This window comes from Variovorax sp. 10L426 (assembly GCF_056395305.1).
Map to the genome: position 1 here is coordinate 1 of NZ_JBFTJF010000036.1, position 25,234 is coordinate 25,234.

Consider the following 25,234-nt stretch of genomic DNA (forward strand, 5'->3'; position numbering starts at 1 on the left):
CTACAAGGCCAAGACGGTGATCGTGAACAAGCGAAGCATGGCCGCGGGCTACGCGGGGCTGGACAACGAGCTGTTCTACATGGACAAGACCATGATGGTCTTCGGCGACGCCAAGAAGGTGGTCGAGGACATGGGCAAGGCGATCGAGTAGAGCCACCGCACACGGCCGCGATCAATCGCCCCCCGGCCCAACCGCGAGACCGTGGCGACACGGTCTCGCCGCATTTTTTCAAACCAAGAATTTCGCTTGAGGAGACTCACTGTGACTGATCGCCCCTGGCTCGGAAGCTACCCGCAAGGCGTGCCGGCCGACATCGATGCCTCGCACTATCCATCGCTCGTCGCGCTGATGGAGGAAAGCTTCACCAAGTACGCCGACCGCACGGCCTACAGCTTCATGGGCAAGGACGTGACCTATGCCGAGGTCGACCACCAGAGCCGCGCTTTCGCCGCCTACCTGCAGGGTCTCGGCCTCGCCAAAGGTGACCGCGTCGCGGTCATGATGCCGAACTGCCCGCAATATCCGATCTCGGTGTCGGGCCTGCTGCGCGCCGGGCTGATCCTGGTCAATGTCAATCCGCTCTACACGCCGCGCGAACTGGAGCACCAGCTCAAGGATTCGGGCGCCAAGGCCATTGTGCTGATGGAGAACTTCGGCACCACGCTGCAGCAGTGTCTCGCGAACACGCCCGTCAAGCACATCGTGCTGGCCTCGATGGGCGACCGGCTGGGCTTGCTCAAGGGCGCGATCGTCAATTACGTGGTGCGCAACGTCAAGAAGATGGTCCCGGCGTTCAGCCTGCCCGGTGCGGTGCGTTTCAACGACGCGCTCGAGAAGGGCGCGACGCGCACGGTTCAGCCCGCAGCCATCGGACCCGACGACGTCGCGGTCCTGCAATACACGGGCGGCACCACGGGCGTGTCGAAGGGCGCGGTGCTGCTGCATCGCAATGTGATCGCCAACGTGCTCCAGTCCGAAGCCTGGAACGATCCGGTGATGCAGAAGGTGCCGGCCAACGAGCAGCCGACCAGCGTGTGCGCGTTGCCGCTGTATCACATCTTCGCCTTCACCGTGAACATGATGCTGAGCATGCGCACGGGCGGGAAGCTGATCCTGATCCCGAATCCGCGCGACATCGCGGCCGTGCTCAAGGAACTGTCCAAGCACACCTTCCACAGCTTTCCGGCGGTCAATACGTTGTTCAACGGCCTCGCGAACCATCCCGACTTCAACACCGTGAACTGGAAGAACCTGAAGGTTTCCGTGGGAGGCGGGATGGCGGTCCAGGGTGCCGTGGCCAAGTTGTGGCTGGAGAAGACCGGCTGCCCGATCTGCGAGGGCTACGGCCTCTCGGAAACCTCGCCCTCGGTCACTTGCAACCCGACCACCAGCATCGCCTACACCGGCACCATCGGCGTGCCGTTGCCGAGCACCTACGTGAAGCTGCTCGATGACGACGGCAACGAGGTGCCGCTGGGCGCCGCGGGCGAAGTCGCCGTCAAGGGGCCGCAGGTGATGGCCGGCTACTGGCAGCGGCCGGACGAAACGGCGAAGGTCATGACCGCCGACGGCTACTTCAAGACTGGCGATATCGGCGTTGTCGATGAGCGCGGCTATTTCAAGATCGTCGATCGCAAGAAGGACATGATCCTGGTCTCGGGCTTCAACGTGTACCCGAACGAGATCGAGGATGTGGTGGCGCAGATCCCCGGCGTGCTCGAATGCGCGGCGGTGGGCATTCCCGATGACAAGACCGGTGAGGGCGTGAAGCTCGTCATCGTCAAGAAGGACCCCGATCTCACGGAAGCGGCGGTGCGCGAGTTCTGCCGCGCCAACCTCACCGGTTACAAGCAGCCGCGGGTGATCGAATTCCGCACCGACCTGCCCAAGACCCCGGTCGGCAAGATCCTTCGCCGCGAACTGCGCGACGTCAAGAAGTAACAGTAAGGGTTCCGCCGAAGACGCGAGCCGGCATCGCTCTTGCATATTGGGGATGAATGTTCCGATTCATCCTCACCCGAGCGAGCCTCCTCGTGCCGACCTTCATCGGCATGACCCTGCTTGCCTTTTTCATGATCCGGCTGGTGCCGGGCGACCCCATCGAGACGCTGGCGGGCGAGCGCGGCATCGACCCCGCCCGCCACGCGGTACTGCTCAAGGAGTATGGGCTCGACAAGCCGCTCTTCACGCAGTACGGCATCTATATCGGCCGAGTACTTCACGGCGACCTGGGCAAGTCCATCATCACGCAGGAGCCGGTGATGAACGAATTCCTCGCGCTGTTCCCGGCTACGGTGGAGCTTGCAGTCTGCGCGATCCTTTTCGCGCTGCTCCTCGGCATCCCGGCGGGGATTGTCGCGGCGGTGAAGCGCAATTCGCTGTTCGATCACGGGGTGATGGCGACCTCGCTCACCGGCTATTCGATGCCCATCTTCTGGTGGGGTTTGTTGCTGATCCTGTTCTTTTCGGTGCAACTCGGCTGGACGCCGGTGTCGGGCCGAATCTCCGTGCAGTACTACATCGAGCCGGTCACCGGCTTCCTGCTGATCGATTCGTTGCTTTCCGATGACAAGGGCGCCTTTCTTTCGGCCGTGCAGCACCTGATCCTGCCGGCGATCGTGCTCGGCACCAACCCGCTCGCCGTGATTGCGCGGATGACGCGCTCGGCGATGCTCGAAGTGCTCGGCGAGGATTACATCCGCACGGCGCGCGCCAAGGGCCTCGCGCCGCTGCGCGTAGTGGGCGTGCATGCCCTGCGCAATGCGCTGATCCCCGTGATCACGGTCATCGGCCTGCAGGTCGGCGTGCTGTTCACTGGTGCCATCCTGACCGAGACCATCTTTTCGTGGCCCGGCGTCGGAAAGTGGCTGATCGAGGCCATCGGCCGGCGCGACTATCCGGTGCTCCAGGGCGGCATGCTGCTGCTCGGCGTGATCGTGATGCTGGTCAACGTGCTGGTCGACCTGGCCTACGGATTCATCAATCCGCGCATCCGGCAGTCACGATGAGCGCCGTCTCCGTTTCTACCGAAAGGCAATCCGCGCCACCCGGTCCGTGGCGCGAGTTCTGGACTTCGTTCTCCGCCAACCACGGCGCGGTGATCGGGCTCGGCATCATCGTCTTCCTGCTCCTGGTGGCGTTGTTCGCGCCGTGGATCGCGCCGCATGCGCCCAACCAGACCGACAGCACGGCCTTCCTGCTGCCGCCTGCCTGGCAGGACGGCGGCTCGGTGACGCATTTCCTGGGTACCGATGCCATCGGCCGCGACGTTCTCTCCCGGCTCATGTTCGGCGCGCGGCTTTCGCTGTCGATCGGGGTTGCGGTGGTGGCGATTTCCGTCGCCGTGGGCATCGCGCTGGGCCTCGTCGCCGGCTTCCTTCGCGGCGTGCTCGAGATCGCGATCATGCGGTTCATGGACGTGATCCTCACGCTGCCGAGCCTGCTGCTCGCGATCGTGATCGTCGCGATCCTCGGGCCGGGCCTGATCAATGCCATGCTCGCGGTCGCGATCGTGGTGCTGCCTCACTACGTGCGCATCACGCGGGCGGCCGTCATCTCCGAGATCTCGCGCGACTACGTGACCGCCGCGCGCGTGAGCGGCGCCGGCACGCTGCGACTGATGTTCCGCGAGGTCCTGCCCAACTGCGCCGCGCCGCTGATCGTGCAGGCGTCGCTCGGCGTGTCGACCGCGATCCTCGATGCGGCAGCGCTGGGCTTTCTCGGCCTCGGCGCGCAGCCGCCGTCGCCCGAATGGGGAACGATGCTGGCTGACGCGCGCGAATTCGTGCTGCGCGCGTGGTGGGTTGTTACTTTTCCGGGCCTCGCGATCCTTGCGGCGGTGCTCGCGTTCAACCTGCTGGGCGACGGCCTGCGCGACGCCCTCGACCCCAAACTGAAGCGCTGACATGCCGTTGTTGGACATACGCGATCTGCATGTGGAATTCCCCACGCAAGGCGGCACGCTGCATGCCGTCGATGGGGTGAGCCTGCGACTGGAGCAGGGCGAAGTGCTCGGCATCGTCGGCGAATCGGGCTCGGGAAAGAGCGTCACGATGATGGCGCTGATGGGACTCATCGGCTGGCCGGGGCGCGTGCGTGCGGAGCATCTGCGCTTTGCAGACCACGATCTGCTCGGCATCTCCGACAAGGCGCGGCGCGGTCTGGTCGGCAAGGACGTCGCGATGATCTTCCAGGAGCCGACGACCAGTCTCAATCCGTGCTTCACCATCGGCTGGCAGTTGATGGAGACCTTGCGCCTGCATCTGAATCTCGACAAGCGCGAGGCGAAGAAGCGCGCGACCGAACTGCTTGAACAGGTCGGCATTCCGGCAGCATCGTCGCGTCTCGGAAGCTATCCGCATCAGCTCTCCGGCGGCATGAACCAGCGCGTGATGATCGCGATGGCCATTGCGTGCAACCCGCGTCTGCTCATCGCGGACGAGCCGACCACGGCCCTCGACGTGACCATCCAGGCCCAGATCCTCGACCTTCTGCGCAGCTTGCAGAAGGAGCGCGGCATGGGCTTGGTGCTGATCACGCACAACATGGGCGTGGTGAGCGAGATGGCGCAACGCGTGGTCGTGATGTATGCGGGACAGGTGATGGAAGAGCGCGACGTTGTCGATCTCTTCGCAGCGCCGCAGCATCCATACACATCGGCGCTGCTTGCGGCGCTTCCGGAGCGTGCGGCCGGCGAAGGGCGCCTCGCGACCATCGCGGGCGTGGTGCCCGGCGTGCACGACCGCCCGGAAGGCTGTCTCTTCGCGCCGCGCTGCACCTATGCCACCGCGCATTGCCGCGCGGAGCGGCCCGCGCTGCGCGAGTGGATGGGCGGACAGGTGCGTTGCCACTACCCGCTCGGCGACCTCCATCGCGATGAGGCGCGGGCGCGAGACGGTGCGCAAGTGGTGGAGTTCGTGCGATGAACGACATCGTCGTCGAAGCGCAAGGCTTGCAGCGGGTCTACGCCGTGCGGCGCGGGCTGTTTCACGCCCCGGCGCACCTGCAGGCGGTCGGCAACATTTCCTTCAGGCTCGAAAAAGGCCGCACCCTCGCCGTCGTCGGCGAATCGGGCTGCGGCAAGTCGACGCTCGCGCGCATGGTCGCGCTGATCGAGAAACCGTCGGCGGGTTCGCTGACGCTGGTCGGTACCGATGCCGTCAACCCGCCGCCCAGCCGCAAGCGCGAACTGCGACAGGCGGTGCAGCTCGTGTTCCAGAACCCCTACGGTTCGCTGAACCCGCGCAAGAAGATCTCGGCGGTGCTCGAGGACCCGCTCGCCATCAACACCACGCTGGGCAAGGCCGAACGCGTGTCAAGGGCCCGCGAGATGCTCGCCCGCGTCGGCCTGCGTCCGGAATACGCCAACCGCTATCCGCACATGTTCTCGGGCGGCCAGCGCCAGCGCATCGCGATCGCGCGGGCGCTCATGCTCGACCCGCGCCTGCTGGTCGCCGATGAGCCTGTGTCGGCGCTCGACGTGTCGATCCAGGCGCAGGTGCTGAATCTGCTTGCGGATCTGCAGGCGGAGCTGGGGCTGTCGTATCTCTTCATCTCTCACGACCTCGGCGTGGTGCGCCACATCGCGCACGATGTGCTGGTGATGTACCTCGGCCATGCGGTCGAGCAGGGCCCGAAGGCGCGCATCTTCGCGCGGCCGCTGCATCCGTACACACAGGCGCTGCTCGCGTCGACGCCGGGACTCGCCACCGAGCGGATCGTGCTCAAGGGCGAGTTGCCCTCGCCGCTGGCGCCGCCGCCGGGATGCGTCTTCAACACGCGATGCGCGCACGCCACGGAGCGCTGCCGTTCGGAGCGGCCGCTGCCGCGGCTGCTCGACGAGCGCGCGGTGGCCTGCCACCATGCCGAGAAGTTTCTTTCCCCGCCCGCGTCCGCGCGGCCACAAACCTGAAGGAGTCGAGTCCATGTCCCCCACTTCCAAACTCACGCGCCGTCTTCGCGCGGCTGCGCTGCTTGCTCCGGCGGCGCTGGCGCTGGCCTGCGGCGCCGCGTCGGCAAAGACGCTGGTTTTCTGCTCCGAGGGCAGTCCCGAGAACTTCTATGCGGCGGTGAACACCACGGGCACGTCCTTCGATGCCACCACGCAGGTCTACGACAACCTCGTCACATTCGAGCGCGGCACGACCAAGGTCGTCCCCGGACTCGCCGAAAGCTGGACCATCTCGCCCGACGGCCTGGAATACACCTTCAAGCTGCGCAAGGGCGTGAAGTGGCACAACACCTCGAAGAGCTTCAAGCCGACGCGCGACTTCAACGCCGACGACGTCATGTTCATGATCGAGCGACAGTGGAAGGAGGATGACCCGTTCTACAAGGTCACGAGCACGAACCACTCCTACTTCAATGACATGGGCATGCCCAAGCTGCTGAAGTCCGTCGACCGCATCGACGACTACACGGTGAAGTTCGTGCTCAACAAGCCGGAAGCGCCCTTCCTGGCCAATCTCGCGATGCCCTATGCCGGCATCCAGTCGAAGGAATATGCGATCGCGATGCTGAAGGCCGGCACGCCCGAGAAGATCGACCAGGACCCGATCGGCACCGGCCCGTTCTACCTCGTGCAGTACCAGAAGGACGCGATCATCCGCTTCAAGGCCTTTCCGCAATACTGGGGCGGCAAGGCCAAGATCGATGACCTGATCTTCGCGATCACGCCCGATGCCTCGGTGCGCTGGGCCAAGCTGCAGAAGGGCGAATGCCACGTGATGCCCTATCCCAATCCGGCGGACCTCGACGCGATCCGCAAGGATCCGAACGTGCAGGTGCTGGAGCAGCCGGGCCTGAACATCGGCTACCTCGCCTACAACACGCAGAAGAAGCCCTTCGACGACGTGCGCGTGCGCAAGGCGATCAACATGGCGATCAACAAGAAGGCGATCATCGACGGCGTCTACCTCACCACGGGCGTCGCTGCCAAGAACCCGATCCCGCCGACGATGTGGTCCTACAACGACGCGATCAAGGACGACCCGTACGACCCCGAAGCCGCGAAGAAGCTGCTGGCGCAGGCCGGCTACCCCGATGGCTTCACCACCGACCTGTGGGCGATGCCGGTGCAACGTCCCTATAACCCGAACGCCAAGCGCATCGCCGAGCTGATGCAGGCCGATCTCGCGAAGGTCGGCGTCAAGGCCGAGATCAAGTCCTTCGAATGGGGCGAGTATCGCAAGCGCATGCAGGCGGGAGAGCATCAGATGGGCATGCTCGGATGGACGGGCGACAACGGCGATCCGGACAACTTCCTCTACACGCTGCTGGGTTGCGCGTCGGCGCAATCGAACGGCAGCAACGTCGCGAAGTTCTGCTACAAGCCCTACGAGGATCTGGTCGTGAAGGCCAAGAACGTGCCCAAGCAGTCCGAGCGCGAGGCGCTCTACAAGCAGGCGCAGGTGATCTTCAAGGAGCAGGCGCCGTGGTTCACCATTGCACATGCCGTGCAGCTGAAGCCGGTGCGCAAGGAAGTCGTCGACTTCAAGCTCAGCCCCTTCGGCCGCCACACCTTCTACGGCGTCGACATCAAGCAGCCGTGAAGTCATGATCGCCATCGTTGCGGCGATGCATGAGGAGTTGGCTGCGCTGCTCGCGCTGATGCCCGACGAGCAGCGCATCCCGGTCGCCGGTCGCGACTTCTGGGTCGGCCACCTTCACGGGCAACCCATCGTTGCCGTTCTGTCGCGCATCGGCAAGGTTGCAGCGGCCACGACTGCGACGGTGCTGCTGGAGCGCTTCGGTGCAGAGGCGATCATCTTCACCGGCGTCGCGGGCGGCCTGGCGTCGGGCGTGGAGGTCGGCGACGTGGTCGTGGCCACCAAGCTTCTCCAGCACGATCTCGACGCCTCGCCGATCTTTCCGAAATACGAGGTACCCTTGACCGGCCACGCACGCTTCGCGGCCGACACCGCGATCAGCGATGCGTTGGCGGCCGTCGCCGCCGACGTGCTGCGCGATCCGGTGGCATTGCTGGGCCAGAAAGTCGCCGAGGACTTCGACCTGACTGCACCGAAGGTGCATCGCGGCCTGCTGGTGAGCGGCGACCGATTCGTGTCGACCGCCGCCGAAAGCGACGCGTTGCGCCGCGCGCTGCCCGATGCGCTCGCGGTGGAGATGGAGGGCGCGGCGGTGGCGCAGGTGTGCCACGACTTCGGCGTGCCCTTCGCCGCGGTGCGGACGATTTCGGATCGTGCCGACGACGAGGCTCACGGCGATTTCACGCGCTTCGTCTCGGCGGTGGCGAGCCGCTATAGCCTTGCCCTGGTCAGCACCTGGCTCGCGACGCTCTCACAGGAGTAAGCACCACCCCGTTTCCCGTTCCAGAGCACCCGAGGAACCGGCTTCGCCGGGCCGCCGGGTGCGCCCCCTTGAGGGGGAGGCGGCTACACGAAGTGAGCAAGCAACGGGGGTGGGCTATTTCAACCAGCCCCGCCGGCGGAAGTACCACATGGGCACCAGCGCGCTCGCGACCATCAGCACGATCGCGTAGGCGTATCCGTAAGTCAGGTCGAGTTCGGGCATGAACTTGAAGTTCATGCCGTAGACGCTGGCGATCAAGGTCGGCGGCAGCAGCGCCACGCTCGCGACCGAGAAGATCTTGATGGTCTTGTTCTGGTTGATGTTGATGAAACCGACGGTCGCATCCATCAGGAAGTTGATCTTGTCGAAGAGGAAGGCCGTGTGGCTGTCGAGCGACTCGATGTCGCGAAGAATCTGCCGGGCCTCTTCGAACTGCTCGGCATTGAGCATGCGGCTGCGCATCATGAAGCTCACGGCGCGGCGCGTGTCCATCACGTTGCGGCGGATGCGGCTGTTCAAGTCTTCCTGTCGCGCGATGAGGCCGAGCACCTCGCCGGCCAGTTCGTCGCTCACGTTGCCCGACAGCACCTTCTTGCCGGCGGACTCCAGCTCGTCGTAGATGTTCTCGAGCGTGTCGGCGGAGTATTCGGCGTCGGCGTCGAACAGCTTCAGCAGCACTTCCTTCGCGTCCTCGATCAATCCCGGGGCGCGGCGCGCGCGCATGCGCACCAGGCGGAATACCGGAACGTCCTCGTCGTGAATCGAGAACAGCACGCCGCGGCTGCGCAGTTCGGTGTTGTGCTGGTTGAGGATGAAGGCGACGCGGACCGAACGGGGGTTTTCGTCGTCGTCGATCAGGAAGTCGCTGCGAATGTGAAGTTCGCCGTTGTCTTCCTCATAGAAGCGCGCCGACTCCTCGATGTCTTCGTCCATCGCGTCTTCCGGGATGGACAAGCCGTAGTACTGCTTGACCCAGCGCTTTTCCTCGACGGACGGCGACTCGAGGTCGACCCAGATCGGCTGGAACTTGGACAGCTCTTCGAGGGCCTCGATCTCTTCCTGGACGAGGCGGCCGTTGGCGAGCGTGAAGATGTTGAGCATGGCTCACTTCCTGAAATGTCTGGCGGTGGGGGCGAGGGGATGGGGCGCTTTCAATTCCCTCGTCCACGGCGCGTCAGAAGGGAAGTGAAAGCTGCCGAGACGGGACGATTTCCAAGGTGGTTTCTCCGGTTTGCAGCGAGGCGCGATTATGTCATTCGGGCCTGTCGGGATCATGTCTTCATCTGGATGGACATCCAGTACAGTTGCAGCGATGCACAGTGTTGCGACACCCGTATCCAAGAATCCGGCGGAGCGCCTTGCCGCGGCGCTCGCACAACTCAACGACGAGCAACGTGCGGCGGTGCAGCATGGGCTCGATGCCGCCATCGGCGGAACGCCGGAAGACGAGCGGCCCCTGCTCGTGATCGCAGGGGCAGGCTCCGGCAAGACCAGCACCCTCGCGCACCGTGTGGCGCACCTGATCGCCAGCGGCACCGATCCGCAACGCATTCTGCTGCTGACGTTCTCGCGCCGGGCGGCGCAGGAAATGGCGCGCCGCGCCGGGCAGGTGGTGGTCCGCGTGCTGGGGCTGGCCTCCGATGCGCCGCCGGCGCTGCCCTGGGCGGGCACCTTCCATGGCGTCGGCGCACGGCTCTTGCGCGAATACGCCGCGCAGATCGGGCTCGACGAGAACTTCACGATCCACGATCGTGGCGACGCGGAAGACCTGATGGGCCTGGTGCGCAACGACATCGGACTGTCCACGACGGCGCGGCGATTTCCGATGAAAGGCACGTGCCTGTCGATCTACTCGCGCACGGTCAATACTTGTGCGCCGCTGGCAGACGTGCTCAAGCAGGCCTTTCCCTGGTGTGCCGAATGGGAAGCCGAACTCAAGCGGCTGTTCGGCGCGTATGTCGAGGCCAAGCAGCAACAGCATGTGCTGGATTACGACGACTTGCTGCTTTATTGGGCCGAGATGATGGGCGAGCCGACCCTGGCCCGGCAGGTCGGCGAGCGCTTCGACCATGTGCTGGTCGACGAATACCAGGATACGAATCTGCTGCAGGCCGCCATTCTGCGTTCGCTCAAGCCCGATGGCCGCGGCGTGACGGTCGTGGGGGATGACGCGCAGTCGATCTACGCGTTCCGCGGCGCGACCGTGCGCAACATCCTCGACTTTCCGCAGCACTTCAGCCAGTCGGCGCGCATCGTCACGCTCGAACGCAATTACCGGTCGACGCAGCCGATCCTGGACGTGTCCAACGCAGTCATCGCCGCGGCCGCGGAACGACACGCCAAGACGCTCTGGACGGACAAGCCCTCGGCCGGACGGCCCCAACTCGTGCTGGTGCCCGACGAGGCCGAGCAGGCGCGGTGGGTGGCCGACCGCGTGCTCGCGCACCGTGAGGGCGGGCTGGCGCTGAAATCGCAGGCCGTGTTGTTCCGGACGTCGACGCACAGCGCGGCGCTCGAACTGGAATTGGCGCGGCGCAACATTCCCTTCGTCAAGTATGGCGGCCTCAAGTTTCTCGAAGCCGCGCACGTCAAGGACATGCTCGCCGTGCTGCGTTTCGCGCAGAACCCGCGCGGGCGCATGGCGGGCTTCCGCGTCACGCAGCTGATTCCGGGCATCGGTCCCGTGACCTCCACGCGCTTGCTCGACGCGATGGCCGAGGCGTCCGATCCGGGCGCGGTCGTGCAGTCTTTCGTACCGCCGGCGCCCGCGAAAGACGAGTGGGCGCGATTCGCCGGCATCTACGCGGCGCTGCGCGACCCCGCGCTGGCCTGGCCGGCGGACATGGACCTGGCGCTCGAGTGGTATCTGCCGCATCTGGAGCGGCTCCATGACGATGCCGGCCTGCGGCGCGGCGACGTGGAGCAACTCGCCCGGCTGGCCGCCGGCTACGCGTCGCGCGAGCGGTTCCTGACTGAACTCACGCTCGATCCGCCCGAGGCCACGAGCGACCGGCCTGGCCCGCCTTTGCTCGACGAGGACTACCTCATCCTTTCCACCATCCACTCGGCCAAAGGCCAGGAGTGGACGTCGGTGCACGTGCTTAACGTGGTCGACGGCTGCATTCCGGCCGACGTGGCCCAGGGCGCGCAAGAACTCGAGGAGGAGCGGCGGTTGCTCTACGTGGCGATGACCCGCGCGCGCGATCACCTGCATCTGCTGGTGCCCCAGCGCTTCTACGTCACGCAGCAGGCCGCGCGCGGCGACCGGCATCTGTACGCGGGGCGCACGCGTTTCATCACGGCGGCCGACGCCCAGCGCTTCGATCGGCAAACCTGGCCGCCGGCACCCGAGCGGGCGCCGCACGTTCCACCGCCCGCCGCCACGATCGATCTCCTCAGCCGCATGCGGGCTGCCTGGCGCTGAAAGCCTTCACGGCCCTCTCGTCGGCGGGGTCGCCCGGGCGTTCTTGACATGCCGGACGGAGTGTCGATGCGATCGGTCACGCCTGTACTGCGGGCGCCGAGTGCTATCAGATCGATAGCGATTCCACGTCGTGAATTGGCCTGCCTCAAGGGCCAACCTCAAAGTGATTGCAATTCGATGACAGCATGGGCATAGTGAACCGACCTTCCCGCATTTCCCTCTCTCATTTCCCTCTCTCTTCTCTCCCTTTCTCTCCCACTGCCTTGATTCCCCGGCCACGCTTCTCTACCAAAGAGGCGCGGCTATTTCCCCAACCGTCAATTCCAGGAGGTCATTCATGAATTTGACGATCAGCGGTCATCACCTCGACGTCACCCCCGCCCTGCGCAACTACGTTACGAGCAAGCTGGACCGGATCACCCGCCACTTCGACCAGGTCGTCGATGTCAAGGTGATCCTCACGGTGGAAAAGCAAAAGGAAAAGGAACGCCGGCAACGAGCCGAGTGCAATATTCACGTCAAGGGCAATGACATGTTCGCGGAGTCGAGCCACGCTGATCTCTACGCTGCTGTCGACGAACTGGTCGACAAGCTCGACCGGCAGGTCGTTCGCCACAAGGACCGCCTGCAGGATCACCATCACGAAGCGCCCAAGCGTGTGATGTAGTTCCACACTTCGGGCAAATACTCTTGCGGGCCGCTTTCGAGCGGCCCTTTGCTTTTTGCGGGGTGGGTGCATAATCGCCCCCGCCCCGCATCAACATGAACCGACTCGCGTCCATCCTGCCGCCCGCTCAAGTGCTCGTGAGCGTCGACGCCACCAGCAAGAAGCGTGCTTTTGAAGAAGCCGGCCTGCTGTTTGAAAACCTGCATGGCCTCGGCCGCGCCCTCATCACCGACAGCCTCTTTGCGCGCGAGCGCCTGGGCTCGACCGGCCTGGGCCACGGCGTTGCCATCCCGCACGGCCGCATCAAGGGGCTCAAGTCTCCAATGGCCGCCGTGTTCCAGCTTGCCAACCCGATCGGGTTCGACGCGCCCGATGAGCAGCCCGTGGTCTTGCTCATCTTCCTGCTCGTGCCCGAAGCGGCAACCCAGAAACACCTCGAAATACTTTCCGAGATCGCCGAGCTCCTGAGCGACGCCAACCTGCGCGAGCAGATCAAGTCGAGCACGGACGCCGCGGCGCTGCATGCCCTGATCGCAGGATGGCAGTCCGCCCAGGTCGCCTGAAGCGGTCAAGCGCAGGACGGGCCGGGCCATGAAGCCGACCGTCATCAGCGCCGACGCGATGTTCGAGGAGTTCCGCGGGTCGCTCCGGTGGGAGTGGCTTGCCGGACTGGGCGCGTCCGAGCGCCAGTTCGACCCCGACGTCATCAGCCGCGCCCAGTCGGCCGCCGACCTGGTGGGCTATCTCAACTACATCCATCCGTACCGCGTCCAGATCCTCGGCGCCCGCGAGGTTGCCTACCTGACGCGCGGAACCCCGGACGACTGCGTGCGACGCGTCGCGCGCATCGTCACTCTCGAACCGCCGATGCTCGTGCTGGCCGACGGTCAGCCCGCGCCGGACGCGCTGCTGTCGATCTGCGAGCGTGCGCAACTGCCGCTGTTCGCTACGCGCGAGTCGTCGGCCTTCGTGATCGACCTGCTGCGCGCCTATCTCTCGAAGCATTTCGCCGAGCGGACCTCGATGCACGGGGTCTTCATGGACATCCTGGGTCTGGGCGTGATGATCACGGGCGAATCCGGGCTCGGAAAAAGCGAGCTCGGCCTGGAACTGATCTCGCGCGGCAACGGCCTGGTGGCCGATGACGCGGTCGATCTCTACCGCATCAACCAGACCACGCTGGAAGGCCGCTGCCCGGAACTGTTGCAGAACCTGTTGGAAGTGCGCGGAATCGGCCTCCTGGACATCCGCGCGATCTTCGGCGAGACGGCCGTGCGCCGGAAGATGCGGCTCAAGCTGATCGTCCACCTGGTGCGGCGGGACAGCTTCGAGCGCGACTACGAGCGCATGCCGTCGGCACCGCTGACGCAGGACGTGCTCGGCATTCCGGTGCGCAAGGTGATCATCCAGGTCGTGGCCGGCCGCAACATCGCCGTGCTGGTCGAGGCCGCCGTGCGCAACTCGATCCTGCAATTGCGCGGGATCGATACCTATGCCGATTTCGTCGCTCGCCACCACAAGGCGATGGAAAGCGCACGAGAGGATGACTAGCTCGCCCCCAGGTTGCCCGGCACTTTGTGTCCGGGCGCCCACCCCCTACCGGGGGCGCAGTCAGCGGCCCGGCGAAGCCGGTTCCGCGACTGCCCACGAAGGGGCGCGCTTCGCGCAGCCGAAGAAAAATACAAAACGCCTGTTCCCTCGGCCAGCGCAGCCAGGCCCGTTGGTGAAACACCGCGGAACCGGCTTCGCCGGGCCGCTGGTGTTGCCCCCGGTAGGGGGTGGGCGCCCGGACACAAAGTGCCGGGCAACCTGGGGGCGAGCAAGCTAGCGCTTGCTCACGCAGTCGCCGCAAAGGCCGTAGAGCGACATCGCGTGGTCTTGAAGGATCCAGCCCTTGTCCTTGGCGATCATCTGCTGGCGTCGCTCGATTTCGGCGTCGTAGAACTCCTCCACCTTGCCGCAGGACGTGCAGACCAGGTGGTCATGGTGCTTGCCTTCGTTGAGTTCGTAGACCGCCTTGCCACTCTCGAAGTGGCTGCGCTCCAGGATGCCGGCCTGCTCGAACTGCGTCAGCACGCGGTAGACCGTGGCCAGGCCGATGTCGGAGTGGTCGTTGAGCAGTACGCGGAATACGTCTTCGGCCGTCATGTGGCGCTGGCCGCCGTTCTGAAAGATCTCGAGGATCTTGAGGCGCGGCAGCGTGGCCTTCAGGCCCGTGTTCTTCAGTTCGTCGATGTTGGTCATGATGTTTCGTGCGCCGTCCCTTCGGTCCCCGCGGAAAGGCCCCACAGAGGGCAACCGCTACAATGATTCGATCATATCGTCCATCCCTTTCCTCATGCCCGCCTTTCCACAACGCCGTCATTGGCTGCTCGCTGGCGCCATCGCGGCGAGCCTGTGCCTCGGCGCTTGCAGCAGCATCGGCAACAGCACGCGTGGTGCGCTGACCGCCGTGACGCCCTACAAGGTCGAGGTGGTCCAGGGCAATTTCGTGTCCAAGGAACAGGTCGCGGCGCTCAAGCCCGGCATGTCGCGCCAGCAGGTGCGAGAAATCCTCGGCACGTCGCTCCTGACCGATGTTTTCCATTCCAATCGCTGGGACTACGTCTTCACGATCCGGCGCCAGGGCGTTGAGCCTCAGCAGCGCCGCTTGACGCTTTACTTCAACGGCGACGTGCTCGACCGCTTCGAGGGCGATCCCATGCCGAGCGAGGAAGAATTCGTCGCCACGCTCGACACCCGCGCACACAGCGGCAAGGCGCCGCCGCTTGAAGCGACGGAAGACCAGCTCAAGAAGTACGATCCCAAGGACAAGGACAAACAGTCCGAAGACGAGACCAAGGCGCCGCCGCCGCCGTTGCCCGCAGCCTACCCTCCGCTCGAAACGCGCTGAGCGCGCGCCGGCCGGTTCGGCCGGCGTGCTTTTTTTGAATTCCGCATTTCCCGAGGCTGAAACGCGTGACTGACTCTTCCTCCCCCACCTCTTCCACCCCCCGGCGCGTCGCCATCGCGGGTGCCTCCGGGCGCATGGGCCACATGTTGATCGAAGCCGTGCGGGAGGCGCAGGACTGCTGCCTCGCCGGCGCGCTCGACATTGCGAGCAGCGCCGCTATCGGCACCGATGCCGCTGCGTTTCTGGGCTTCACGAGCGGCGTGCCGGTCGTGGCAGACCTGCGTACCGGCCTCAAGGACGCGCAGGTCCTGATCGACTTCACGCGGCCCGAAGGCACGATGGCGAATCTCGCCGCTTGCCGCGAACTCGGCGTACAGCTCGTGATCGGCACCACCGGCTTCAGCGATGCGCAGAAGGCCGAGATCGCCGCGGCCGCCAAGGACATCGCGATCATGCTGGCGCCCAACATGAGCGTCGGCGTCAACGTCACTTTCAAGCTGCTCGAAATGGCAGCCAAGGCGCTGTCGACCGGCTACGACATCGAGATCATCGAAGCGCACCATCGCCACAAGGTGGACGCGCCTTCGGGCACTGCGCTCAAGATGGGCGAGGTCATCGCCGAGGCGCTGGGCCGCGACCTCAAGACCTGCGCTGTGTATGGCCGCGAAGGCATCACCGGTGAACGCGATCCGTCGACCATCGGCTTCGCGGCGATCCGTGGCGGCGACATCGTGGGCGACCACACCGTGCTGTTCGCGGGCACGGGCGAGCGCATCGAGATCTCCCACAAGTCGGCGAGTCGCGAGAGCTATGCGCAAGGCGCCCTGCGCGCCGTTCGCTTCCTCGCGAACCAGCGCGCGGGCCTCTTCGACATGTTCGACGTTCTGGGCCTGCGCTGAGCGCCGGCATGAGTGTTCTGGAGCTGCTGACCCACGGCGACGGCGTGAGCCGTTCAGTGGCGGCTCTCCTGCTGCTGATGTCGGTGTCGAGCTGGGTGATGATTCTCTGGAAGGCCTGGCTGTTGCGCGGCGGCACGCGCGACGTGGTGCGCAGCATCGCGGCTTTCTGGCAATCGAGGTCACTGGAAGAGGCCGAGCTGAGCCTCAAGGCCTTCGATCGCGCGGCACTGGTATTGCCGGCGGTGAGCGCGGTCCGCAACCTCGCGGTGCGCCCCGACAACGCCACGCTCGGTGGTGCCGTCGACCGGGCCCAGCGTGTCACGCGGGTGCTTCGCGACGCCCTCCATGCCGCATTGCGGCGGCTGCAGGCCGGCCAGATCCTGCTCGCCACCGTGGGCGCCACGGCCCCGTTCGTCGGGCTGCTGGGGACGGTCTGGGGCATCTACCGCGCGCTGGTCGGCATTGCCGGGGAAACCGGCGGCTTCACCATCGACAAGGTGGCGGGCCCCGTCGGCGAGGCGCTCATCATGACCGCCTTCGGTCTGGCCGTCGCGATTCCGGCGGTGCTGGCCTACAACGTGTTCGGGCGCGTGGTCGGCCGCATCGAGGCCGAACTCGAAGGTTTCGCGCACGACCTGCTCGGCATGCTGGGTGAGCCCGCGCATCGCGAGGCTCCGTTGCCGCCGGCGCGGCCAATGCCCGTGTAAAGGCGGCAGACCATGGCCTTCGGTCGCACATCGCTCGGCAGCACGGCAACCGGCGGACGATCGACCGGCGCCGGCGGGCAGCGCCCTCTGTCGGACATCAACGTCACGCCGCTCGTGGACGTGATGCTCGTGCTTCTGGTGATCTTCATCATCACCGCGCCGTTGATGGCGAGCTCGATCAAGCTCGACCTGCCTCGCACCGATGCCGGGCAGCCTAACGAGACGCCGAAGTTTGTTTCGCTCGTGGTCGACGCTGCGGGCAAGGTGTTCCTGAACGACCGGCCGGTGACGACGGAAGAGCTGGCCGCCGGGCTGGCAAAGGCCGCGGCCGACAGCCGCGATACCGAAGTGCAGCTTCGCGCCGATCAGACCGTGCCCTACGGCAAGGTCGTCGAGTTGATGGGCATCGCGAACAAGGCCGGCTTGAGCCGCATCGGCTTCGTCACCGAAGCGCCTCGACCCAAGCCAGGGGGCTAGCTCAAGGCCACAGGTCTTGTTTTCCAGATTTCGTGGGCGTACTGCGCGATCGTGCGATCCGAGGAAAACGCCCCCATCCCGGCCACGTTGAGGATCGCCATGCGGGTCCACGCGTCCGGGTCGCGGTACAGCGCATCGACCTTTCCTTGCGCCTCGATGTAGCTCGCGTAGTCGGCCAGCAGCAAGTAGTGGTCACCCCAGCTCACGAGCGCGTCGAAGATCTCCTGGTAGCGCGCCGGCTCGCCGGGCGAGAACGCGCCGTCGCGGATGCTGTCGAGCACACGCTGAAGCTCCGGATTGCTTTCGTAGATGTCGCGCGGCTGGTAACCGCCGGCGCGGATTTCGGCCACCTGCGGCGTGGTGTTGCCGAAGATGAAGAAGTTGTCCGCGCCGACGTTGTCGCGCATCTCGACATTGGCGCCGTCGAGCGTGCCGATGGTCAGCGCGCCGTTCAGTGCGAACTTCATGTTGCCGGTACCCGAGGCCTCGGTGCCAGCCGTGGAGATCTGCTCCGAAAGGTCGGCCGCCGGCATGATGAGTTCGGCCAGGCTCACGCTGTAGTTCGGGATGAACACGACCTTCAGCAGCTTGCCCACGCGCTCGTCGTTGTTGATCGTGTGCGCGACGTCGTTGATGAGCCGGATTGCCAGCTTGGCCATCTGATAGGCCGAGGCGGCCTTGCCGGCGAACACCACCACGCGCGGCACGTGTGCTGCCTCCGGCGCGTCCAGGATGCGGTGATACCGGGTGATCACGTGCAGCACGTTGAGAAGCTGCCGCTTGTATTCGTGAATGCGCTTGACCTGCACGTCGAACATCGCGTCGGTGTCGACGTCGATGCGAAGGTGTTCGTCGATCCAGTTCGCGAGCCGCAGCTTGTTCTCGCGCTTCGCGTGGCGGAAAGCGCGCACGAAGGGATGCTGCTGCGCCATCGGCCGCAGCACCTCGAGCTGCGTCAGGTCGCGTCGCCAGCCGCGGCCGATGCGCGCGTCGATCAGGGCCGCGAGCGGCGGATTGGCCTGCGCCAGCCAGCGTCGAGGCGTGACGCCGTTGGTCTTGTTGTTGAAGCGCTCCGGGAACAGCTTGGCGAAGTCCGCGAAGATCGACTGCTTCATGAGTTCGGAATGCAGGCCCGACACGCCGTTGACCGAATGACTCGCCAGCACAGCCACGTAGGCCATGCGCACGCGGCGCTCGCCCGATTCGTCGATGAGCGACAACCGGCGCATCAGCTCGGTGTCGTGGCCGTGCGTCTGCGTCACGCTCGCGAGGAAGCGTGCATTCATGTCGAAGAGGATCTGCAGATGGCGCGGAAGAATCCGCCCGAACATCTCCACCGGCCAGGTCTCCAGGGCCTCATGCATCAGCGTGTGATTGGTGTAGCTGAACACCTTCTGCGTGTGGGCCCATGCCGTGTCCCAGGCCAGGTCGTGCTCGTCAATCAGCAGGCGCATCAGCTCCGGGACGGCCAGCACCGGGTGCGTGTCGTTGAGATGGATGCTGACTTGGTCGGGCAGCTCGTCGAAGCCGGTGTGATTGCGCAGGTAGCGGCGCACGAGGTCCTGCACGCTCGCGCTGACGAAGAAGTATTCCTGGTGCAGCCGCAATTCGCGGCCCGAGGGCGTGGAGTCGTCCGGGTAGAGCACGCGGGAGACGTTCTCCGAGTGGTTCTTGCTCTCCACCGCTTGCATGTAGTTGCCGCGGTTGAAGGCCGAGAGGTCGATTTCTTCCGACGCGCGCGCCGACCACAGCCGCAGCGTGTTGGTGGCCTGCGTGCCGTAGCCGGGGATGATGGTGTCGTAGGCGACGGCCAGGACGTCGTGGGTGTCGACCCATTTCGCCGCGCCGTAAGGCACGCCCTTGCCTTCGCGCCGCTGCACGTGGCCGCCGAAGCGCACGCGGTAGGTCACCTCGGGCCGCTGGAATTCCCACGGATTGCCGCGCGTGAGCCAGTAGTCGGGGGTCTCGACCTGCTGGCCGTCGACGATGCGCTGGCGGAACATGCCGTATTCGTAGCGGATGCCGTAGCCGAGGCCCGGCACGCCCAATGTGGCCATCGAATCGAGGAAGCAGGCCGCCAGCCTGCCCAGGCCGCCGTTGCCCAGGGCGGCATCGGGCTCGCGTTCGACGAGCGCCTGGATGTCGACGCCGAAATCGGCCAGCGCCTGCTTGACGGTGTCCTGGAGTTCCAGCGCGAGCAGCGCGTTTGTCAGGGTGCGCCCGATCAGGAACTCCATTGACATGTAGTAGACGCGCTTGAGCCGCTGCGCATAGATGGCGCGGGTGGTGCTCATCCAGCGCTCCACGATCTGGTCGCGCACGGCGAAGGCGGCGGCATGCAGCCAGTCGTCGGGGCTCGCGGCCACCGGGTCCTTGCCGACCGCGTAGATCAACTTGTTGGCGACGGCACGCTTGAAGGCGGCGACGTCGCGGTCGGGATGGTCGTACTTGAAGTCTTCGATGGTCATGATGGCAACGGGGTTGGTTCGCGGATGGACATCAGGCCAGGGCCTTGGCGTAGACGTCGAGGTAGCGCGCGGCGGCGGTGCCCCAGTCGGCGGGGCGGCTCATGGCATTCGCGCGAACGGCGCGCCAGTCGGTGGGCCGCCGGTAGAGCGCGAAGGCGCGGCGAACAGCGCGAGCGAAGTCCGCGGCGTCGAAGGTGTCGAACGAGAAGCCGGTGGCGTCACCGCTGGCCATGTCTTCGAGCGTGGCGTCGACCACCGTGTCCGCCAGGCCGCCTACGCGATGCACCAGTGGGAGGCTGCCGTACTTGAGGCCGTACATCTGCGTCAGGCCGCAAGGCTCGAAAAGCGATGGGACCAGCGTCATGTCACCACCGCCGAACAGGCGGTGCGCGAGGTCTTCGCTGTAGCCCAGCGTGACGCTGACCGCCTGCGGGGCATCGGCGGCGCGTTGGCGAAAGGCGGCTTCCAGATCGGCATCGCCGCTGCCGAGCAAGGCAAGCTGGCCGCCCTGGGCGATCAAGGCGTCGAGCCCTCCGAGTACCAGGTGCAGGCCCTTTTGCTCGGTCAATCGGCTCACCACGACGAAGAGCGGCGCGTCGGGCTGCGGTGCGAGACCCAGTTCTTCCTGCAGCGTGGACTTGCAGCGGGTCTTGCCTGCCATGCGGCGGCTGTCGTAGCAATGCGGTATCAGCACGTCGGTGGCCGGATTCCAGACCAGATCGTCGACTGCATTGAGGATGCCGCTGAGGACGCCGGATCGGGCACGCAGGAGGCCATCCAGCCCGCAGCCCTGTTCGGGCGTCTGAATCTCTCGCGCGTAGGTCGGGCTCACCGTCGTGATGCGATCGGCGAAGCACAGCCCGCCCTTCATGAAGGACAGCTGCCCATAGTATTCGAGCCCGTTGACGCCGAAGGCCGCTGCGGGCAAACCCAGTTCGGAGAAATGCCAGGGCGCGAACAGGCCTTGATAGGCGAGGTTGTGCACGGTGAACACGCTGCCCACGCGCGGGCGGCCGTTGGGCGGCGCAAAAGCGAGGTAGGCCGGCGCGAGCGCCGCGTGCCAGTCGTGCGCGTGCACGACCTCGGGCTGCCAGGCCGGATCAAGGCCCCGCCCGATCTGCGCGGCCGCCCAACCCAGCAGCGCGAAGCGGCGATGGTTGTCGCCGTAGGGCTGGCGGCTCGGGTCCTCGTAAGGGTTGCCGGGCCTGTCGTAAAGCAAGGGCGCGTCAATCACATAGGCTGGAATGCCCGCCGACCCGTTGACGGGTATTCGGCCGAAACGCAAATGCACCCGCTGGCCCCATGGCGCCGCGAACTCGGTGACAACGACCGTATCGCTGACGCCGGCGGCGATGGCCGGAAAGCCGGGCAGAAGCACCCGCACGTCCTGGCCCGCCGCCATCAGTGCCAGGGGCAGTGCACCCGCGATATCGGCCAGCCCTCCGGTCTTGAGCAAGGGAAAAAGTTCGGCGCTGACTTGAAGAACCCGCATGCCTTATTGCGGTGCCCCGAGGCGCTTGAGCATCTCGCGCGTGATCAGGACCACGCCGCCTTCCGTGCGTTCGAAGCGCGCGGCATCGGCCTCCGGATCTTCGCCGACCACCGTGTGCTCCGGGATGATGCAGGCGCGGTCGATGACGACCTTGTTGAGCCGGCTCCCCTGGCCGACCTGGACATCAGGCAGGAGCACGGCCTCGTTGATGACGCAGAACGAATGCACGCGAACGCCCGAGAACAATACCGAGCTGCTCACCTTGGAGCCCGAGACGATGCAGCCGCCGGAAACGATCGTGTTGACCGTCATGCCGTGCTTGCCGTCGCGGTCGAGGACGAACTTGGCCGGTGGCAACTGTCGCTGGTAGGTCCAGATGGGCCAGTCGGTGTCATAGATGTCCAGTTCCGGGGTGATCGAGGCCAGGTCCAGGTTGGCTGCCCAGAATGCATCAATCGTGCCCACGTCGCGCCAGTAGGCCTGCGCATCCGCGCCGCGCCGGGCACGCGTCACGCAAGACATGCCGAACGGATGGGCCACTGCGCGGCCCTCTGCCACTGCGCGCGGAATGATGTCCTTGCCGAAGTCGTGGTCCGAATCGGGGTTGACGCTGTCTTCCTCGAGCAGCTTGTAGAGGTATTCGGAATCGAAGATGTAGATGCCCATGCTCGCCAGGGCCGCGTCCGGATTGCCGGGCATCGCGGGCGGATCGGCGGGCTTTTCGAGGAAGCCGGTGATGTTGCGGTCCTTGTCGACCGCCATCACGCCGAAGGCGACCGCTTCCATGCGCGGCACCTCGATGCAGCCGACCGTGCAGCCGCGCCCATGCGCGACGTGGTCGGTCAGCGTGATCGAATAGTCCATCTTGTAGACGTGATCGCCCGCCAGCACGACCACGTAGTCGTGCGGCGTCGATCGGGTCTGGATGATGTCCAGGTTCTGGTAGACGGCATCGGCCGTGCCGCGGTACCAGTGCTCGTCGCCCACGCGTTGCTGGGCGGGAAGGACGTCGACCATCTCGTTGAGCTCGGCGCGCAGGAAGCTCCATCCGCGCTGGAGGTGGCGCATCAGGGAGTGCGACTTGTACTGCGTCACCACCGCCATGCGCCGTATGCCTGAATTGAGGCAGTTCGACAGCGCGAAGTCGATGATCCGGAACTTTCCGCCGAAGTAGACCGCCGGCTTGGCCCGCCGGTCGGTGAGCTGCTTCAACCGGGAACCCCGGCCGCCCGCCAGCACCAGCGCGATGGTGCGTCGAACGAGTTGGTGGGCTTGCAATGTCGGTTGCTCGATGTCGTCCATCAGTGGCCTCCGTTGGTTTTTTTCCCGGTGAGTCAGCCTAGCATCCCGGCGGGCGATTGGCTCCTATGTTTTTGCGATCCAGAGGCTTCCCGGAGGCAATCTCTCCAGGCTTTGGAGCGACCGCGCGTGCGCGTCATCGGTGTCCGCGTCGCTGGCCAGTCGGCGAATCCACGATCCCGCCGGCAGTTGGAATGCGACTTCGTGCGTCTCGGCATTCACCAGGACCAGCCAATTCACGCCAGGCATCGGCGCTTCGAAGAGGATTGCCAGCGCATTCAGGTCGCCGCGCTCCCAGTCAGCCGTCGTCATGGCGTGTCCGTCCGGGGCCAGCCAGTGCAGCGCTGTATCGCCGAGTGAGGGAGCCGCGGGCCACCACTGCGCGTGGCGCAACGGCTCGGCCTCGCGGCGCAGCGCCAGCAGGCGGGCGACATACGCGACGAGACTGGCGTCGGCATGGTTCCAGTCCAGCCAAGTCGTGTCGTTGTCCTGGCAATAGGCGTTGTTGTTGCCGCCTTGGGTCTGGCCGAGCTCGTCGCCGGCCAGCAGCATCGGCGTGCCTTGCGACAGGAGCAACGCCGCCAGTAGTACGCGTTGCAGGCGTCGACGCTCGGCCAGTACGTCGGGGTCGTCGGTGTCGCCCTCGACGCCGCAATTGCGGCTGAGGTTGTGACTGTGGCCGTCACGGTTGTTCTCGCCATTGGCGAGGTTGTGGCGCTCGTTGTAGCTCAGCAGGTCGCGCAGGGTGAAGCCGTCGTGCGCGGTGACGAAGTTGACGTTGGCGGTGGGCGCGCGGCCGTCGTGCTGGAATGCATCGCTCGACGCCGTAAAGCGACGCGCGAACTCGCCGACGCCGACGCTCTGGTGAAGCCAGAAGCCGCGCTGCGTGTCGCGGAAGCGGTCGTTCCACTCCAGCCATCCGGGCGGGAATTCGCCGAGGCGGTAGCCGCCGGCGCCGACGTCCCAGGGCTCGGCGATGAGCAGTGCCTGGGCCAATACGGGGTCTTGCGCGACGGCGGCGAAAAACGGGGCGCGAGGATCGAACGTGCCGCCTTCACGGCGGGCGAGGATCGGCGCGAGATCGAATCGAAAGCCGTCGACGCCGAGCTGCGTGACCCAATGGCGCAGGCTGTCCATCACGAGCTGCACGACGCGCGGCTCGGCAAGGTTCAGGCAGTTGCCGCAGCCGGTCCAGTTCTCATAGAGCGCGGGGGCGTCCGGCCGCAGGTGGTAGTAGAGCGCGTTGTCGATGCCGCGCAGACTCAGGGTGGGGCCGAGTTCGTCGGTCTCGGCGCTGTGGTTGAAGACCACGTCGATCACGACCTCCATGCCGCGTGCGTGCACGGCGTCCGTCATGGCGCGGAACTCGCTCGTGGGGGTTGTTCCCGGGCGGCCGCTCCAGTAGCGGGTTTCGGGGGCGAACCAGCCGATGGGGCTGTAGCCCCAGTAGTTGCTGAGACCGAGCGCGAGGAGACGCGATTCGTCTGCGCGGTGCTGGACGGGCATGAGGTTCAGGGTTGTGATGCCGAGGCGCTGGAAGTGGTCCAGAACAGCGGGTTCGGCGAGGCCGGCGTAGGTGCCGCGCAGGTCGGGGGGGACGACTGGATGGCGCTGGGTCTGGCCGCGTACGTGGAGTTCGTAGAGGACGCGGTCGGCTGGTGTGATTCGGGGGCGTTCCGGGGCTGCTGGCGGTAAGGGGGCGACGACGCGGGCTTTGAGGGCGATGGCTGCGTTATTGCGCGGGTCGGGTTGGTTGGGGTGCGAAGGGTCGTGGCCCAGGAACAGGTCTTCGCCGTTGTAGCGGCCTGCTACTTCGCGGGCGTAGGGGTCCAGGAGTACCTTGGCTGGGTTGAAGCGATAGCCCTCGTGAGGGGACCAGGGGCCGTGGACTCGGTAGCCGTAGATGAGGCCTGGGCGGGCGCTGGGGAGGAGGGTGTGCCAGATGCCATTGGTGTTTGTTGTCAGCCTCAGGCGTTGTTGCTCGTGTTGGGCTGTGGGGTCGAAGAGGCAGAGGTCTACTGCTGTGGCTCTTGGGGCGGCTAGGGCGAAGTTGACGCCTGCTGGGCCTGGGGTTGCGCCTAGGGGGTAGGGGGTGCCTGGGGTCAGCATGTGGGGGTGTTGGGGAGGGTGGGGGCCGGGACTCGCCCCGGCGGGCGACTTACTTTTCTTTGCTTCGCCAAAGAAAAGTAAGCAAAAGAAAGGCGACCCTGCTGTGGGCGTCCCTGCGCTTCGCTACGGGCAACCTGCGGTGCTCGCTTTTCGTGGGGTCCGCGCAAACTCGCTTCGCTCAAACACGCGCGGCCCTGATCCACGAAAAGCTCCGCTCCTCGGCACCCCCAGAAGGGAGTACTCGGGCCTTTGCTTCGCTCGGCCTGTTGAATACCAACAGCCAAACCAAAAACACAAGGACGCGCCACGGCGCGTTCTGCCTTGGTATTGGTCTTCGTCTTGGGGTCCCCTCTGTGCGTGCCGAGGAGCGCAGCTTCAGGCGGAAAAAGGGCCGCGCGTGTTTGAGCGAAGCGAGTTTGCGCGGACCCCGCCTGAAGCGAGCACCGCAGGTTGCCCGAAGCGAAGCGCAGGGACACGCACAGTGGGGT

At 65.6% G+C, this 25,234-nt stretch carries 22 protein-coding genes; 16 read left to right on the top strand and 6 right to left on the bottom strand.

What is annotated here, in order from left to right; genetic code table 11:
* The 8 genes from AC1DHL_RS28970 to AC1DHL_RS29005 all read left to right on the top strand — a co-directional run.
* The coding region (locus AC1DHL_RS28970) for an NAD(P)(+) transhydrogenase (Re/Si-specific) subunit beta (RefSeq protein ID WP_235507861.1) at positions 1–151 on the top strand (151 nt) is incomplete at its 5' end.
* Between the two features lie 111 nt (positions 152–262).
* The gene (locus AC1DHL_RS28975; RefSeq protein WP_478101754.1) at positions 263–1,942 is read left to right on the top strand and encodes a long-chain-fatty-acid--CoA ligase; all 1,680 of its coding nucleotides are present in this window, start codon (positions 263–265) and stop codon (positions 1,940–1,942) included.
* A gap of 56 nt (positions 1,943–1,998) precedes the next feature.
* Positions 1,999–3,009 (top strand): ABC transporter permease subunit, encoded by a 1,011-nt coding sequence (locus AC1DHL_RS28980; RefSeq protein WP_478101756.1) that lies wholly within the window; start codon positions 1,999–2,001, stop codon positions 3,007–3,009.
* Positions 3,006–3,905: an ABC transporter permease subunit gene (locus AC1DHL_RS28985; RefSeq protein WP_478164229.1), complete on the top strand. Its 900-nt coding sequence runs from the start codon at positions 3,006–3,008 to the stop codon at positions 3,903–3,905. Before AC1DHL_RS28980 ends, AC1DHL_RS28985 begins: the two co-directional genes overlap by 4 nt.
* A gap of 1 nt (position 3,906) precedes the next feature.
* A complete protein-coding gene (locus AC1DHL_RS28990; protein ID WP_478164230.1) occupies positions 3,907–4,926 on the top strand; it encodes an ABC transporter ATP-binding protein in 1,020 nt (339 codons plus the stop codon).
* A complete protein-coding gene (locus AC1DHL_RS28995; RefSeq protein ID WP_478164231.1) occupies positions 4,923–5,912 on the top strand; it encodes a dipeptide ABC transporter ATP-binding protein in 990 nt (329 codons plus the stop codon). The genes AC1DHL_RS28990 and AC1DHL_RS28995 overlap by 4 nt, the downstream gene beginning before the upstream one ends.
* 13 nt (positions 5,913–5,925) lie before the next feature.
* On the top strand, positions 5,926–7,551 hold the full coding sequence (locus tag AC1DHL_RS29000; RefSeq protein WP_478101764.1) for an ABC transporter substrate-binding protein: 1,626 nt from the start codon (positions 5,926–5,928) through the stop codon (positions 7,549–7,551).
* Positions 7,552–7,555: 4 nt separating this feature from the next.
* A complete protein-coding gene (locus AC1DHL_RS29005; protein WP_478164232.1) occupies positions 7,556–8,311 on the top strand; it encodes a 5'-methylthioadenosine/adenosylhomocysteine nucleosidase in 756 nt (251 codons plus the stop codon).
* Positions 8,312–8,425: 114 nt separating this feature from the next.
* Here the strand turns inward: AC1DHL_RS29005 and corA are convergent, their stop codons facing one another.
* Positions 8,426–9,412, bottom strand: a complete 987-nt coding sequence (gene corA, locus AC1DHL_RS29010; protein WP_478101768.1) for a magnesium/cobalt transporter CorA — start codon at positions 9,410–9,412, stop codon at positions 8,426–8,428.
* A 211-nt stretch (positions 9,413–9,623) separates the two neighbouring features.
* On the opposite strand from corA, the gene AC1DHL_RS29015 reads away from it, so the two are divergent.
* The 4 genes from AC1DHL_RS29015 (at position 9,624) to hprK (ending at position 13,953) form a co-directional block, all read left to right on the top strand.
* A complete protein-coding gene (locus AC1DHL_RS29015; protein ID WP_478101770.1) occupies positions 9,624–11,735 on the top strand; it encodes an ATP-dependent helicase in 2,112 nt (703 codons plus the stop codon).
* Positions 11,736–12,072: 337 nt separating this feature from the next.
* Complete coding sequence (hpf, locus tag AC1DHL_RS29020) at positions 12,073–12,402, top strand: ribosome hibernation-promoting factor, HPF/YfiA family (RefSeq protein WP_068640485.1); 330 nt, start codon at positions 12,073–12,075, stop codon at positions 12,400–12,402.
* A 95-nt stretch (positions 12,403–12,497) separates the two neighbouring features.
* Positions 12,498–12,965, top strand: a complete 468-nt coding sequence (locus AC1DHL_RS29025; RefSeq protein WP_088958292.1) for a PTS sugar transporter subunit IIA — start codon at positions 12,498–12,500, stop codon at positions 12,963–12,965.
* Positions 12,966–12,993: 28 nt separating this feature from the next.
* Positions 12,994–13,953: an HPr(Ser) kinase/phosphatase gene (gene hprK, locus AC1DHL_RS29030; protein ID WP_478101772.1), complete on the top strand. Its 960-nt coding sequence runs from the start codon at positions 12,994–12,996 to the stop codon at positions 13,951–13,953.
* 273 nt (positions 13,954–14,226) lie between these two features.
* On the opposite strand, the gene fur is transcribed toward hprK, so the two are convergent.
* The gene (fur, locus tag AC1DHL_RS29035; protein ID WP_478101773.1) at positions 14,227–14,646 is read right to left on the bottom strand and encodes a ferric iron uptake transcriptional regulator; all 420 of its coding nucleotides are present in this window, start codon (positions 14,644–14,646) and stop codon (positions 14,227–14,229) included.
* Positions 14,647–14,740: 94 nt separating this feature from the next.
* Here fur and AC1DHL_RS29040 point away from each other — a divergent pair, with 94 nt between their 5' ends.
* From AC1DHL_RS29040 to AC1DHL_RS29055, 4 genes are all read left to right on the top strand, one after another.
* The gene (locus tag AC1DHL_RS29040; protein WP_478164233.1) at positions 14,741–15,295 is read left to right on the top strand and encodes an outer membrane protein assembly factor BamE; all 555 of its coding nucleotides are present in this window, start codon (positions 14,741–14,743) and stop codon (positions 15,293–15,295) included.
* Between the two features lie 65 nt (positions 15,296–15,360).
* Positions 15,361–16,194: a 4-hydroxy-tetrahydrodipicolinate reductase gene (dapB, locus tag AC1DHL_RS29045; protein WP_478101776.1), complete on the top strand. Its 834-nt coding sequence runs from the start codon at positions 15,361–15,363 to the stop codon at positions 16,192–16,194.
* An 8-nt stretch (positions 16,195–16,202) separates the two neighbouring features.
* Positions 16,203–16,901, top strand: coding sequence for a MotA/TolQ/ExbB proton channel family protein (locus AC1DHL_RS29050; RefSeq protein WP_478101785.1), 699 nt, complete (start codon positions 16,203–16,205; stop codon positions 16,899–16,901).
* A 12-nt stretch (positions 16,902–16,913) separates the two neighbouring features.
* Positions 16,914–17,378 (top strand): ExbD/TolR family protein, encoded by a 465-nt coding sequence (locus tag AC1DHL_RS29055; protein ID WP_478101789.1) that lies wholly within the window; start codon positions 16,914–16,916, stop codon positions 17,376–17,378.
* Here AC1DHL_RS29055 and AC1DHL_RS29060 read toward each other — a convergent pair.
* The 4 genes from AC1DHL_RS29060 to glgX form a co-directional block, all read right to left on the bottom strand.
* Positions 17,375–19,846 (bottom strand): glycogen/starch/alpha-glucan phosphorylase, encoded by a 2,472-nt coding sequence (locus tag AC1DHL_RS29060; protein ID WP_478101791.1) that lies wholly within the window; start codon positions 19,844–19,846, stop codon positions 17,375–17,377. The genes AC1DHL_RS29055 and AC1DHL_RS29060 overlap by 4 nt on opposite strands.
* Positions 19,847–19,877: 31 nt before the next feature.
* Positions 19,878–21,338, bottom strand: coding sequence for a glycogen synthase GlgA (glgA, locus tag AC1DHL_RS29065; RefSeq protein ID WP_478164234.1), 1,461 nt, complete (start codon positions 21,336–21,338; stop codon positions 19,878–19,880).
* 3 nt (positions 21,339–21,341) lie between these two features.
* Entirely contained in the window at positions 21,342–22,640 is a 1,299-nt protein-coding gene (gene glgC, locus AC1DHL_RS29070; protein WP_478101794.1) for a glucose-1-phosphate adenylyltransferase, read from the bottom strand.
* A 63-nt stretch (positions 22,641–22,703) separates the two neighbouring features.
* Complete coding sequence (gene glgX / locus AC1DHL_RS29075; RefSeq protein WP_478101796.1) at positions 22,704–24,746, bottom strand: glycogen debranching protein GlgX; 2,043 nt, start codon at positions 24,744–24,746, stop codon at positions 22,704–22,706.
* Positions 24,747–25,234 lie beyond the last annotated feature (488 nt).

Coding starts and splice junctions, on each gene's coding strand:
- hprK (WP_478101772.1), top strand. CDS start 12,994: ATGAAGCCGACCGTCATCAGCGCCGACGCGATGTTCGAGGAGTTCCGC.
- hpf (WP_068640485.1), top strand. CDS start 12,073: ATGAATTTGACGATCAGCGGTCATCACCTCGACGTCACCCCCGCCCTG.
- AC1DHL_RS29005 (WP_478164232.1), top strand. CDS start 7,556: ATGATCGCCATCGTTGCGGCGATGCATGAGGAGTTGGCTGCGCTGCTC.
- glgC (WP_478101794.1), bottom strand. CDS start 22,640: ATGGACGACATCGAGCAACCGACATTGCAAGCCCACCAACTCGTTCGA.
- glgA (WP_478164234.1), bottom strand. CDS start 21,338: ATGCGGGTTCTTCAAGTCAGCGCCGAACTTTTTCCCTTGCTCAAGACC.
- fur (WP_478101773.1), bottom strand. CDS start 14,646: ATGACCAACATCGACGAACTGAAGAACACGGGCCTGAAGGCCACGCTG.
- AC1DHL_RS29055 (WP_478101789.1), top strand. CDS start 16,914: ATGGCCTTCGGTCGCACATCGCTCGGCAGCACGGCAACCGGCGGACGA.
- AC1DHL_RS28995 (WP_478164231.1), top strand. CDS start 4,923: ATGAACGACATCGTCGTCGAAGCGCAAGGCTTGCAGCGGGTCTACGCC.
- AC1DHL_RS29025 (WP_088958292.1), top strand. CDS start 12,498: ATGAACCGACTCGCGTCCATCCTGCCGCCCGCTCAAGTGCTCGTGAGC.
- AC1DHL_RS29000 (WP_478101764.1), top strand. CDS start 5,926: ATGTCCCCCACTTCCAAACTCACGCGCCGTCTTCGCGCGGCTGCGCTG.
- AC1DHL_RS29060 (WP_478101791.1), bottom strand. CDS start 19,846: ATGACCATCGAAGACTTCAAGTACGACCATCCCGACCGCGACGTCGCC.
- AC1DHL_RS28980 (WP_478101756.1), top strand. CDS start 1,999: ATGTTCCGATTCATCCTCACCCGAGCGAGCCTCCTCGTGCCGACCTTC.
- AC1DHL_RS28985 (WP_478164229.1), top strand. CDS start 3,006: ATGAGCGCCGTCTCCGTTTCTACCGAAAGGCAATCCGCGCCACCCGGT.
- corA (WP_478101768.1), bottom strand. CDS start 9,412: ATGCTCAACATCTTCACGCTCGCCAACGGCCGCCTCGTCCAGGAAGAG.
- glgX (WP_478101796.1), bottom strand. CDS start 24,746: ATGCTGACCCCAGGCACCCCCTACCCCCTAGGCGCAACCCCAGGCCCA.
- AC1DHL_RS29015 (WP_478101770.1), top strand. CDS start 9,624: ATGCACAGTGTTGCGACACCCGTATCCAAGAATCCGGCGGAGCGCCTT.
- AC1DHL_RS29040 (WP_478164233.1), top strand. CDS start 14,741: ATGCCCGCCTTTCCACAACGCCGTCATTGGCTGCTCGCTGGCGCCATC.
- AC1DHL_RS28990 (WP_478164230.1), top strand. CDS start 3,907: ATGCCGTTGTTGGACATACGCGATCTGCATGTGGAATTCCCCACGCAA.
- AC1DHL_RS29050 (WP_478101785.1), top strand. CDS start 16,203: ATGAGTGTTCTGGAGCTGCTGACCCACGGCGACGGCGTGAGCCGTTCA.